Raw genomic sequence first — 12,995 nt, 5'->3', positions numbered from 1 at the left:
CCGTGGGTTCCTTCAGGGGGCCAGGGTGAACAGGCAGACGAGCGCGGCCATCAGTCCTGACGCAGCGCGGCCAGGCCCTGGCTGACGCGGTTGACCACGGTCAGCGCCAGCAGCGTAGCCAGCAACCACATGGCTGGGTCGATCCAGGCCGTCGGCAACAAGCCACTGGCAATTCCGGCGCCGAGCACGCCAAAGCACAGCGCTCGGTCGCTCTTGCCCATGGGGCCGTCGTAGCGCCGCGAGGCACCGACCATGTGCCCCAGCACGCCGGCGTATTCGGCGAGCAGCGCCAGCAACACCACCAGCACCACCCAGGCCGGGGTCACCCCAGGCAGCAGGGCGAACGGCAGGTAGAGCGCGGCATCGGCGACCACGTCGGTAAGTTCGTTGAGGTAGGCGCCGAGGGGCGACTGCTGCCCGAATTCGCGGGCCAGCATGCCGTCCATGGCATTGAGTGCCATGCGCAGGAACATCCACATCGGGATCAGGGCAAACACCCAAGGGTGCGCAGCCAGGCCAGCCACCAAGGAGGCCACCAGCATCGATAGCGCACAGGCCGCCAGTGTCACCTGGTTGGCCGTCGCGCCCCGGGCATGCAGGCGCACCACCAATGGCCGCAGCAGATTCTGGAAGCTCGATTTGAGTTGATAGACCGAAACCATCGCGCCGTCCGTGGAGTTGAGTGGGCGGTCACGATATCCATGTCGCAGTCGGATATGGGCCGAGAATGATGCGCGAAAATTCGCTGACATCATTCGCAACCTGACTGCCTCTCTCAGAAGTCGCGCTTGTAGAAGATGTCCAGCGAGCTGGCCAAACCGCTGGCGGCCTCCAGGTAGACCTTCTTGCTCAGCAGGTAGCGCAGGGCGATGGTGTTGGCCGGTTCGAACACGCCCACGCCGTAGCGCAGGCTCAGGCGCTCGGAGAGCTGGCCGCTGGCGACCACGCTGGTGCTGGTGCCGGTGCCTTCGGTGCCCAGTTCGAAGTCCTTGATGCCCAGCTGCTTGGCCACCTCGCCGGTGATCGGCGCGCTGCCGGCCAGGCCCAGGGCCAGGGCGGCCTCGCCGAGCATGTTGCTGTCCTCGCCGGTGGACAGCGGGCGGCCCATGACCAGGTAGGACAGCGCCTGCTCCTGGCTCATCGCCGGCTCCGAGAACACCTCGCTGCGCGGCTGCTCGGCGTTGCCGGTCAGGCGCAGGCCGGCGATCACGTCGTCGACCTTGCGGATCGCCTCGATGTCCAGGTACGGCTGGTCGATGGGGCCGGCGAACAGCAGGCGCGCGCGGCGGATGCTGAGTTTCTGCCCGTAGGCCCGGTAGCGACCCTTGTTCAGGCTCAGCTCGCCGCGGGTGTCCATGTCGTCGCCGATGTGCACCTGGCCGGCCAGCTCGGCGCTCAGGCCGAAGCCGCTGAAGGTCAGCTTGTCCTGGCCGACCAGCACGTCCACGTCCATGGCCAGGTGGGGGCCGCCCTGCTCCTTGGGCGGCGCACCGACGATCAGGGTGTCGTCGGAGAGCTTCACCGTCGAGGGCGGCAGCTGGCGGATGACGATGGCCCCGCGCGGCACCTGCACCTTGCCGGAAACGCTGAGCTTCTGGTCGGCCATGCGCAGCGCCAGGTCCGGGGTGACTTCGAGGTTGGCGTAGGGCTCGACGCTCACCGGCAGGTCCGTGCCGCGCACTGCCAGGTCCATGTCCAGGCCCTGGCTCCAGGCCAGGTAGCCGCCCAGGCTGCCGTTGCCCTTGTCGCCGCCGCTCCAGGTGCCGCTGAGGTCGACGCGCTCGCCGGCGATGCGCGCCAGCACCTGCAGGTTGGCCAGGCGCGTCGGCAGGTCGCCGCCGGAAAGCTCGCCGCCGGAAAGCCGCAGCTCGCCGTCCAGGCGCGGCTGCATGAGGCCGCCGGAAATGCGCCCGTTGCCGTCCAGGCGGCCCTTGAGCGTCTCGACCATGGGCACGAAGGGCCGCGCCACCGCCAGGTCCAGCCCGGCGAGGGTGAAGCTGCCGCTCAGCGGCTTGTTCTTCGGCCGCGGGTCGAGCACCGCCTGGGCGTCCAGGGTGCCGAGCTGGTTGCCGTGGAACTGCAGGCTGCTGTCGATGCGGGTGGGCGTCAGGCGGCTTTCCAGGCGCAGGCTCTGGTAGGGGAAGTCGAGCCACTGGTCCTGTTCTTTCAGGCGCAGGGTACCGGCGCCGGCGTCCAGCAGGATGTTGCCGTTGGGGCCGCGGGCCGGCAGGTCGAGCTTGACGTCGCCGTTGAGCTTGCCCTGCCAGGCGAAGTCCTCGGGCAGCCAGCGCGCCAGGCTGTCCAGCGGGAAGTCGCGCAGTTGCCAGCGCAGCTGCGGCTCCGGCAGCAGGCGCTGCTCGCCGCCGCAGAGGCTGGCCGGGCCGGAGGCCCAGCAGTGCGCGCCCAGGTTCAGGCGGCCGTCGGCCAGGCGTTCCAGGCGCGCCGGCTGTTGCAGGCGCCAGTCCTGGCCGCCGCTCTGGATTTCGCCCTTGGCCAGGCGGCCGCGCCAGTCGCGGCCGTTCCAAGTGCCGTCGAAGCCCAGCGCCAGCACCAGCGGGCGGCCTTGCAGGGACAGGTCGAGTTGCTGGCGTTGCAGGTCGCCCTGGCCGCTGGCCTTGAATTGGCCCAGGCGCGTGTCGCCGGCGCGCACGCCGTCGGCCAGCAGTTCCAGGCGGCCGCGCTGGGCGGCGTCGAGGCGGGCGCTGAGGTCGAGGCTGCGCACGCCGTTGTCCTGGAAGGCCAGGCGCTGGCCCTTGAGGCTCAGCTCGCCCTGGGGCGCCTTGAGGCTGCCGGCCAGGTCGAGGCGGCCGTTCAACTGGCCCTGCAATTGCGGCCAGAGCTGGCCCAGGCGCGCCAGGGCGATGTCCAGGCGCCCGGCCAGGCGCTGGTCGAGGCTGGCCTGGCCGCTGATGCGGTTGTCGCCCAGGCGCAGTTCCAGGCCGTCGACCTTCCAGTTCTGGCCCTGGCCGTTGGCGGCGGTCTTGAAGACCGCCGGCTGGCCGCGCAGGCGCCCTTGCAGGTCGAGGTTGGCCTGCACGGCGAGCACGCCGTTCTTGTAACTGCCCTGGCTGCTCAGCGGCCCGCCGAGCTTGCCCGGCAGCTCGGCGACCCAGTAGGCCGGGTCGAAGTCGCTCAGCTTCAGTTGCGCGTCCCAGGCCAGGGTGTCGGCGAACTTCAGGCCCAGGCTGCCCTCGGCCTTGCCCTGCCCGGCGACGAGTTGCAGCGACGGCAGGTGCACCTCGGCGAGGTTGCCGGACACCGGGCTGCTCAGTTGGAAGGCGCCGGCCGGGCCGCTGAGTTCGGCGGCAAAGTTGCCCAGGTAGGCCTCGTCGCGGTACTGCAGGTCGGCTTGCAGGCGGTGCATGGAGACCGGCGGCGGCTCCATGGGGTACAGGCGCAGCCAGGGGAAGTCCAGCCAGTCCAGCTTGGCGTCGGCGGCGAAGCCCTCCTGCCAGTCGAGACGGCCGCTCAGGCCCAGGCGCTGTTCCGGCGCGGCGGTGAGGTTCAGCGCCGCGATGTCCGCGCCCTTGGCGTCGACGCGGCCCTGCAAGGCCAGGGCGACGTCGCCGCCCTCCCCCGGCAGCACGGCCGAACCGTTGATGCGGTAGCCGGCGGCCAAGTCGCCCGCCGCTTGCAGCTGCACCTTGTTCAGCACCAGGGTGTCGGGCAGGTCCGCCGCGCCGCGGAAGCCGTCGGCGCTGATCTTCGCGCTGGCCGGCAGGTTCTCCGCCAGGGGTTGCAGGTCGCCGCTCAGGTGGCCTTGCAGGTAGCCGCTGCTGTCGGCTTCCAGCAGCAGGTGGCCGAGCAGTTCGCCCTTGGCTTGCAGTTTCAACTCCCAGGGCTGCTCGCCGGGCGCCGGCAGGCGCAGGCTGCCCTGGGCCTGCAACGGCCAGTTGCCCTGCGGGGTGAGCAGGCCGCTCAGGTCTACGGCGAGGTCGCCGCGGGCGGCCTTGAGCACGTCGATGTGCAGGCCGTCGGCCTCCCAGTGGGCGCTGGCCTGGACGTTGCTGACCTGTTCGTTGCCATCGAGCAGGAAGCTGCCCAGGCGCACTTCGCCCAGGCGCACGGCCAGCGGCAGTTTCAGCGCCGGCAGCTGGATCGGCCCCTCGCTGGGTTCCTCTGGCCCCGGCGCCAGGCGCAGTTGCACGCGCTCGACGATCAGGCGGTCGATGCACAGCGCGCCTTGCAGCAGGCAGGCGGGCGACCAGGCGAACTGCGGCCGCTCGACTTCCAGCTCGGTGGCGCCGTCGCTCCAGGCCAGGCGCTCGGCCTGCCAGGCGCCGCCCAGCCGGCCGGCATAGCCCTGCACCTGCAGGCCCGGCACCAGGCCCAGCGCCCAGCGGCTGCCGGCTTCGCTGCCGAGGATGGCGGCCAGCGCCACGGCCAGCAGCAGGATCAGGCCGAGCAGCGCGGCCACCAGGTATTTCAACAGGCGCTTCACAGCTCGGGCCCCATGGAGAAGTGGATGCGCCAGCCACCGCCCTCGTCCAGGCCATCGGCCAGGTCCAGGCGCAGCGGCCCCACCGGCGACACCCAGCGGATGCCGAAGCCGACGCCGGTCTTGATCGAGGGGAAGTCCAGCGAGTTGAAGGAGTTGCCCTGGTCGATGAAGGTCGCCAGGCGCCACTTTTCGGCCAGCGGGTACTGGTACTCGACGCTGCCGGCGACCATGTAGCGCCCGCCGATGCGGTCGCCCCGGGAGTTCTTCGGCGACAGCGTCTGGTAGTCGTAGCCGCGCACGCTCTGGTCGCCGCCGGCGAAGAAGCGCAGCGACGGCGGGATGCTCGAATAGTCGTTGGTGGCGATGAAGCCGACCTGGGCGCGGCCGAGCAGGCGGTGGCCGCCGGCGAAGGTGGTCAGGCCCTTGGCCATGGCGCTGACGTGGGCCAGGTCGGCGTCGGCCAGCAGGCCCTCCTTGGCCACCTTGGTCTCCAGTTGCAGGCGGTAGCCCTGGTGGGGGTCGACCTTGTTGTCGGCGTGCAGGATGGAGTAGCCGAAGCCGGGCATGAGGAAGCTGCTGTTGCCCGAGTCGTCGCCCAGCAGGTATTCCTCGTGCAGCCAGCCCAGGGAGAACGAACGCTGCCAGCCGCTGGGCAGCTTGCGCAACCACTCGCCGCCGAGGGTGAACTGCTTGCTCTCGGTGTCCACCAGGTCTTCGTTCTGGTAGCCGGTGGTGAAGCGCAGCTTGTCGGTCAGCGGCGGGTCCAGCGGCACCTCGTACCAGGCGCCGACGTTCTGCCGCGGCCCGGAGACTTCGGCCTCGGTGCCCAGGCTGTGGCCCTGGGGGTTGACCCAGTGGCGCGTCCAGCTGAACTTGGCGCGCGGCCCCACGTCGGTGGAGAAGCCCAGGCCGACGCCGAGCGAGCGCGGCTTGCGCGCGCTGAGGTGGACCGCCACCGGGATGCTCTCACCCTTGGCCTGCAGCGGCGAGGCGTCGACGCGCACGCCGTCGAAGTAGCCGCTGGACTGCAGGGCCTGGTTGAGGTCGGCGATGAGTTCGGAGTCGTAGGCCTCGCCCTGCCGGAAGGGCACCATGCGCCGCAGCAGTTCCTCGTCGAAGGGGTAGTCGCCGCTGAAGCTGACCGCGCCGAGGGCGAAGCGCGGGCCGCTGGCGTAGACCAGCTCGATGTCGGCCACCCCGGCCTCGGGGTCGACGCGCAGTTGCTGGCGGGTGAACTGGCCGCGGAAGAAGCCGAAGCGCGAGGCCTGGTTCTGGATCAGCCGCTTGGCGTCCTCGTAGGTGCCGTGGTTGAGCTGCGCGCCGGGCTTCAAAGTATCGCCGCCGGGCACGCGGAAGTTCGCAAGCTTCGCCGCCGGCCCCTCGATGCGGATGTCGACCGTGCGCAGCTTCACCGGCTCGCCGGGCGAGACGTCGATGCGCAGGCGCGGGTTCTTGGCGTCGCCGCGCACCCGCGCGCGAATGCGCGCCTGGTAGTAGCCCAGCGCCTGGGCGGCCTGCACGGCCTGCTGCTGGACCGTGCGGCGCAGGCGTCGCAGGGCGGTTTCGTCGCGCCCTTCCACGCTGCCCACATAGGCCTCGATATTGGCCTTGAGCGCAGAGTTGGCGGGGTCGATACGTACGTCGAGCTGGCTTTCCGCTGCCACTGCCGCGCCGATCCAGCACAGCAGGCCCATCAGCGCTAGCCGAATCGTTCCTTGGAGTCTCATGGCGCGAGATGCTAGCACGATGGCCGTGACAATCCAGCGCCGCGGCCCCTGCGCCGCGGCTTTGCGCGATGGCGAGGGGCTATCAGCCCTCGCGGGCCAGGCGCGTTTCCGGCTGCGGATTGGGGTGGAAAAGCACGTGTTCGCGCAGCGGCCCCAGCGCCACTTCGCCCACCTCCTCGTAGCCGTGGCGGCGGTAGAAATCCAGGTAGCGGGCGTTGCCGGTGTCCAGCACCAGGCCCTGGGAATCCACGTCGTCGACGCACCAGGCATGCAGGGCGTCGAGCAGTTGCTCGCCGAGGTGGCGGCCCTGGAATTCCGGGTGCACGCCCAGCAGCGGCAGCACGTGGTAGGGCCCCGGCGGCAGGCAGCCGAGCACGGCCTCGTGGTAGGCCAGGTAGCGCCGCGTGCAGCGGAAGCCGGTGGTGAGCAGCATGCGCCAGGCCCAGCTGTCGGTGATGTCCAGGCGGCGTTGCGGCGGGGCGATCAGCGCCACCGCCACCAGGCGCTCGTCGATCACCAGGCCGAGCACCGGCAGGTCTTCGGACAGGTGCCGGTTGGTCAGCTCGCGCACGGTGGCGCGCACCCGCTGGTCGAAGCCGGGGCGGTCGCTTTCGAACAGGTAGGCGAAGGTCGGCTCGTGGCGGTAGGCGTGGTAGAGCAGCGAGCGGATCTCCCGGGCGTAGGAATCGCCCAGCAGGCGGACTTCGGCGAGCGTCTCAGGCATGCGGACACCTCTTGTTATCGTGTTTGGGCCCAGAGCCGAACCCTAGCAGCGCCGCGCCCGCACCGCCAGCGAACGCATCCGGGCCGTCGCGGCATTTGCCGCTGCCGGCGCCAGCGGCTAGCATCGTCACTTTGCCCAGGACGCTGCGGATGAAAATCGTCTCTTTCAATATCAATGGCTTGCGTGCCCGCCCCGCCCAACTCAAGGCGATCGTCGAGACGCACCAGCCCGACGTCATCGGCCTGCAGGAAACCAAGGTCGCCGACGACCAGTTCCCCCGCGAAGAGATCGAGGCCCTGGGCTACCAGGTGCACTTCCACGGCCAGAAGGGCCACTACGGCGTGGCCCTGCTCTCGCGCCAGGCGCCGCTGGAAATCCGCTACGGCTTCCCCAACGACGGCGAGGACGCCCAGCGCCGCTTCATCTGGGGCACCTTCGCCGACGCCGACGGCCAGCCGATCACCGTGATGAACGGCTACTTCCCCCAGGGCGAAAGCCGCGAGCACCCGGTGAAGTTCCCGGCCAAGCAGCGCTTCTACGCCGACCTGCAGCAGTTGCTGGAAAGCCAGTTCAAGCCCGAGCAGCGCCTGGTGATCATGGGCGACATCAACATCTCGCCGGAGGACTGCGACATCGGCATCGGCGAGGAGAACCGCAAGCGCTGGCTGCGCACCGGCAAATGCAGCTTCCTCCCCGAGGAGCGCGAGTGGCTGGGCAAGCTCAAGGCCTGGGGCCTGGTGGACAGCTTCCGCCAGCTGCACCCGCAGGTGAACGACCGCTTCAGCTGGTTCGACTACCGCAGCCGCGGCTTCGAGGACGAGCCCAAGCGCGGCCTGCGCATCGACGTCATCCTCGCCTCCGAGGCGCTGCGCCCGCGCCTGGCCGATGCCGGCATCGACTACCAGATCCGCGGCATGGAAAAACCCTCCGACCACGCGCCCATCTGGCTCAAGCTGAGCTGATCAGCCAGCGGCGCGCGCCAGCCAGTCGGCCAGCGCGCGCTGCAGTTCGGCCAGCGCCGCATCGGCCTGGCCCAGGCGCGCTTCCAACCCCTCGCCGTCGCCTTCGCAGATTCTCTGCAAGGCGCGGCAATGCCCTTCCGCCTCGGCGGCGCCGATGATCGCCGCGGCGCCGGCCAGGCGGTGCGCCAGGTCGCCCAGCGCCTTGCGGTCGTCGCGGCTGCGGGCCTGGTGCAACTGCTCGATGTCGCCGGCATTGGCCTGCGCCAGGGTCCGCACGAACTCCCGCGCCGCCTCGCTCTCCAGCGGCTGCGGGCCGAACAGGCCACTCAGGTCGAAGACCGCATCGTCGGCCGGCTCGTCCGGCGCCGCGGCCTGCGCGCCGGCCAGCGCCTGGGCCAGCACCTCGAGGGTCAGCGGCTTGAACAGCACCTGGTCCATGCCGGCGTCGCGGCAGCGTTGCACTTCTTCCTCCTGGGCGTTGGCCGTGGCGCCGATCACCCGGCACGGCCGCCGTCCGTACTCGCGCTCATGGGCGCGGATGCGCCGGCTCAGCTCGTAGCCGTCGACGCCGGGCATCCGGCAATCGGTGATGACCGCGGCGAAGTCGCCGGCCAGCCAGGCCTGCCAGCCCTCCTCGCCGCCGGCCGCCAGGGTGGCGCTGTGGCCCAGGTGCGCCAGCTGCTGGCGGAACACCATGCGGTTGGCCGGGTGGTCGTCCACCGCCAGCACCCGCAGGCCGCCCGGGACGCTGGCGCTGGCGCCCGGTTGCGCGGTGTCCGGCGGCGCCTCGGTGAGCGCCAGCGGCAGGCGCACGCTGAAACAGGAGCCTTGGCCGGGCTCGCTGCGCAGGCCGAAGGCGCCGCCCATCAGTTGCACCAGGCGCTGGCTGATGTGCAGGCCCAGGCCGGTGCCCTGGCCCCTGGCGCCCGGCTCCACCTGGACGAAGGGCTGGAACAGCCGGGCCTGGTCCTCGGCGGAAATGCCGATGCCGCTGTCGATCACCTCCACCAGCAGCTCCAGGCGCTCGCCCTGGCGCCGGGCGCTGGCCCGCACGCGCACGCCGCCGCGCTCGGTGAACTTCACCGCGTTGTTCAGCAGGTTGAACAGCACCTGCTTGAAGCGCAGCGCATCCAGCAGCACCCAGTGGTCCAGCTCGCCCTCGGTTTCCAGGTCCAGGCCCAGGCCCTTCTGCGTGGCCAGGCCGGCGAACAGCGCCACCGCGCCTTCGATCTCGCGGCGCAGCAGCGCCGGCTGCGGCGTGGAATCGATGCGCCCGGACTCGATGCGCGCCAGGTCCAGCACGTTGCCGATCAGCATCAGCAGGGCCCGCGCGGCGTCCTGCGCCACCTCCAGCGCCTCGCGGTCGAGCACGCCGTCGCGGGCCTTTTCCAGCACCAGCTCCTGCAGGCCGACGATGGCGTTCATCGGCGTGCGGATCTCGTGGCTCATGGTGGAGAGGAACTGGCTCTTGGCGGCGCTGGCCTGGTCCGCGCGCTGCCGCTCGCGCTCCAGCTGGTTGATCAGTTGCTGGCGCTCGGTCAGGTCGACCCAGCCGCCGATCACGCCCTGCACCACGCCGTCGCCATCGTGCTGGGCCACCGCCCAGTGGTAGACGTAGTGATCGCCGTCGCGCAGGCGCAGCACGTAGTCGCCCGGCGCCGGCATCTCGCCGTCGGTCACCTGCTGGCGGTGCACCTGCATCAGGCGCTCGGCCTCCTCCTCGGGGAACCAGCCCAGCTCGCCGATGGCCTTGCCCAGGCAGTCCTCCGGGCGCGCGTCGAACATGCGCAGCATGGCCTGGTTGCAGAGGTCCAGGTGGCCCTCGCGGTCGAGCCGGTAGACCGGGTTGGGCAGCGCCTCGATCAATTCGTTGAGCAGCCCCACCTGGGCGCCCAGGCGCCGCTCGGCGCGCCGCGTGCGCAGCACCTGGCGGTTGAGGTAGAAGCCCCAGACCAGCGACAGCAGCACCAGCGCGCCGGCCAGCGCGGCGCCGCTGAGGATCGCCTGGCGGTGCTCGGCCCAGAAGTCGCCGCCGCCGGAGGCCAGGCGCGGCTCCCAGCGCCGCACCAGTTCGGCCACCTCCTCCGGGTCCACCGACAGCTGGGCCTTCTCCAGGATGGAGTAGAGCTCCGGCTGGTCCGGGCGCACGCCGATGCTGAAGGGGGTGCTCAGGTCTTCGAGTATGCCGGCGACCTTGAGGCTGTCCTTGAACTCGCCGGCGATCAGCGCGCGGGCACTGAACAGGGTGCTGACGGCCGCCTCGCTGCGCTGCTCGGCCACCTCGCGCAGGGCCTGGCGCTGGTTGCCCGCCGACTCCAGGCGGGTGTCCGGGTAGCGCTCGATGAGCGCGCGGTTGAGGTAGGGGTCGATGGCGATGGACACGCGCTTGCCGGCCAGGTCGTGGAGGTCGTGGACGGCCGCCGCGTCCTTGCGCATCACCAGGAGCATGGTGGCCCGCAGGTAGGGCGGCAGCAGCGCCAGGCCCTCGTTGCTCGGCGGCACCACCGGCGTCAGCCAGGCGCGCCCGGCGTGCAGCTCGCGGAACACGTCGGCGTAGTCGTCCACCGCGGCATAGGCGAAGCGCAGGCCGGAGCGCTGGCCCAGCAGGTCCAGGTAATCGCGGGCGATGCCGCTGACGCGCCCGTCGGCGTCGGCCTGGGCCAGCGAGCCGCTGTGGCGGTTGACCACCACCGGCACCCGCGGGTGCTCGGCCAGCCAGCGGTTTTCCCGCGGCGTCAGCACCACCCGCTGGCCGCCCAGGCGCAGGCGCTCGCCGGCGCTCCAGCGGCGCAGGATCTCCTCGTTGCGCTGCACGTCGATGCGCGCCAGGCCGCGGTCCACCAGGCCGAGCAGGCGCTCCTCGCCGGGGCGCATGAGGAAGCCGAAACCGGCGCTCTCCAGCGGCGCGAAGTTGTCGATGCGCAGGTTGAACAGGTAGTTCATGTTGATCAGGTAGTGCACCGACAGCGCATCGCCGAGCATGCCGTCGACGTTGCCCAGGCTCAGCGCCTCCAGGGCCCGCAGCGGCGAGGCGAAGAGCAGGACGCGGCTGTTGGGATAGGCCGCCTGCACCTGGGCCAGGCGCAGGTAGTCGGCCACCAGCGCGAGGGTGGTGCCGGGGCGGCTGGCGTCGAACGGGCGGGCGTCGTCGCTGACCAGCACCGGCTGGTCCTGCAGGTAGGCGCGGCTGAGCAGCAGGCCGCGGGCCTCGGCCTCGCTGGCGGTACCGCCGCAGACCATGTCGATCTCGCCCTTGCGCAGCGCCTCCAGGGCCGCCTCCCGCGAGGGGTAGGCGTAGACGCGCTGGTAGCCGCCGGCCAGCAGCCCCAGGTAGTCGGCGCTGACGCCCTCCAGGCGGCCGCCGCCGACGATCTGCAGCGGCGGCCGGTCGACCTGCGCCACGCCGACGCGCAGCGGGCCGCGCTGCGCCAGCCAGGCCCGCTCGGCGGGGCTCAGCCAGCTGTCGGGCATGTGCGCGCTGTAGCCGGAGAGGGTCAGCGGCTGCAGCGGCGGCTGGTCGATGGCCAGGGCCGGCGCCGCGCCCAGCAGCAGGGCACAGCAGAAGATGAGGCCGCGTACTGGGGACATGGCGCTCCTTGCGGGAATGGCTCGGCAGCCCGGACAGGCCGCTGCTGAATGACTATAGCCAAAGCGGCGGCGCCCACCCGGCGCGCCCGCGAGGCCCGGCGTCACCGCACTGAAACCTTGCCCGCCTATGCTCCCGGCCTCGTCCGCAACCGCCCTGGAATCACCGATGCCGCACTTCACGCGCCACGACAAGGACGCCTGGCCCGTCACCCTCGCCTGGCTGATCATCGCCTTCGTCTGCTACGCCCTGCCCTGGCACGCCTTCGCCGCCCTGCCCGCCGCCCCGGAGGGCCAGCCGGTGCTGCGCATCCAGGGCTCCAACACCATAGGCGCGCACCTGCTGCCGGAGCTGGTGAAGGGGCTGCTGCTGGAACAGGGCTACAAGGCCATCCTCGCCGAACCCGGCCAGGCGCAGAACGAGACGCGGGTCCGCGCCCGCGACGCCCAGGGCCGCGACGTCGTGGTGGAGATCGCCGCCCACGGCAGCAGCACCGGCTTCGCCGCGCTGAAGGACGGCAGCGCCGAGATCGCCGCCGCCTCGCGGCCGATCAAGGACGCCGAGGCCGCGGCCCTTTCCGCCTCGGGCAACCTGCGCGGCGCCAAGGCCGAGCAGGTGATCGGCATCGACGGCCTGGCCATCGTCGTGCACCCGGACAACCCGCTGCGCGAGCTGAGCACCGCCCAGCTGGCCCAGGTTTTCGCCGGCGAGGTGACGACCTGGGAGCAACTCGGCGGCCACGGCGGCGCCATCCACCTGTACGCCCGCGACGACAACTCCGGCACCTTCGACACTTTCAAGGAACTGGTGCTGGCCAGCCAGGGCAAGGCCCTGGCCGCCTCCGCCCAGCGCTTCGAATCCAGCGACGCGCTGTCGGCCCAGGTCGCCGCGGACCCGCAGGGCATCGGCTTCGTCGGCCTGGCCTCGGTGCTCAAGGCGCGTGCCCTGGCCATCGCCGACGGCGAGTCGCGGGCGATGCTGCCCTCCCCCGGCAGCATCGCCACCGAGGACTACCCGCTGTCGCGCCGCCTGTACCTGTACATCAAGCCCAACGAGCGCAACCCCTGGGCCCAGGCCCTGGTGCAGTTCGCCCAGGGCGACCGCGGCCAGGCCCTGGTCGGCGGCAGCGGCTTCGTCGGCCAGCGCGTGCAGGCCATGCGCGTGCAGCCCGCCGAGGGCATGCCCGAGCAGTACAAGGCCCTGGCCCGCGAGGCCCGCCGGCTGTCAGTGAACTTCCGCTTCCACGAGGGCAGCGCCACCCTGGACAACAAGGCCCAGCGCGACGTCGAGCGCCTGCTGGCCTACCTGCGCCAGCACGACAAGCTCGACGGCAAGGCGGTGCTGGTCGGCTTCGGCGACGCCCGCCAGGACCCGGCCCGCGCGCAGCTGCTGTCCAAGCTGCGGGCCATGGCGGTGCGCCGCGAACTGGCCAGGGAAGGCGTGGTCTTCCACGGCATCGAGGGCATGGGCGCGGCGCTGCCGGTGGCGGCCAACGACGACCAGGAAGGCCGGGTGAAGAACCGCCGCGTGGAGGTCTGGGTGTACTGACCCAGGG

Annotated in this window: 7 protein-coding genes; 2 read left to right on the top strand and 5 right to left on the bottom strand. The window is 71.3% G+C overall.

The genetic code is table 11. From position 1 onward, the window contains the following. Positions 1-50: 50 nt before the first annotated feature. From IG194_RS26310 to IG194_RS26295, 4 genes are all read right to left on the bottom strand, one after another. Entirely contained in the window at positions 51-662 is a 612-nt protein-coding gene (locus IG194_RS26310; protein WP_058489196.1) for a CDP-alcohol phosphatidyltransferase family protein, read from the bottom strand. A gap of 113 nt (positions 663-775) precedes the next feature. After that, positions 776-4,441: a translocation/assembly module TamB domain-containing protein gene (locus IG194_RS26305; protein ID WP_058489195.1), complete on the bottom strand. Its 3,666-nt coding sequence runs from the start codon at positions 4,439-4,441 to the stop codon at positions 776-778. Next, positions 4,438-6,135: an autotransporter assembly complex protein TamA gene (locus IG194_RS26300; RefSeq protein ID WP_043314423.1), complete on the bottom strand. Its 1,698-nt coding sequence runs from the start codon at positions 6,133-6,135 to the stop codon at positions 4,438-4,440. The genes IG194_RS26305 and IG194_RS26300 overlap by 4 nt, the downstream gene beginning before the upstream one ends. Positions 6,136-6,250: 115 nt before the next feature. Continuing rightward, the gene (locus tag IG194_RS26295) at positions 6,251-6,892 is read right to left on the bottom strand and encodes a GNAT family N-acetyltransferase (protein ID WP_058489194.1); all 642 of its coding nucleotides are present in this window, start codon (positions 6,890-6,892) and stop codon (positions 6,251-6,253) included. 149 nt (positions 6,893-7,041) lie between these two features. Here IG194_RS26295 and xthA point away from each other — a divergent pair, with 149 nt between their 5' ends. Further along, positions 7,042-7,854 (top strand): exodeoxyribonuclease III, encoded by an 813-nt coding sequence (xthA, locus tag IG194_RS26290; RefSeq protein ID WP_009619456.1) that lies wholly within the window; start codon positions 7,042-7,044, stop codon positions 7,852-7,854. Here xthA and IG194_RS26285 read toward each other — a convergent pair whose 3' ends face one another. Further along, complete coding sequence (locus tag IG194_RS26285) at positions 7,855-11,442, bottom strand: ATP-binding protein (RefSeq protein ID WP_058489193.1); 3,588 nt, start codon at positions 11,440-11,442, stop codon at positions 7,855-7,857. A gap of 166 nt (positions 11,443-11,608) precedes the next feature. Between IG194_RS26285 and IG194_RS26280 the strand changes: the two genes are divergently transcribed. After that, positions 11,609-12,988, top strand: coding sequence for a substrate-binding domain-containing protein (locus tag IG194_RS26280; protein WP_058489192.1), 1,380 nt, complete (start codon positions 11,609-11,611; stop codon positions 12,986-12,988). Positions 12,989-12,995: the final 7 nt, after the last annotated feature.

This window comes from Pseudomonas sp. ADPe (genome assembly GCF_014843515.1).
GTDB lineage: Bacteria > Pseudomonadota > Gammaproteobacteria > Pseudomonadales > Pseudomonadaceae > Pseudomonas > Pseudomonas citronellolis.
Note: the sequence above shows the minus strand (reverse complement) of the source record. Positions and strands in the feature narration are given on the sequence as shown.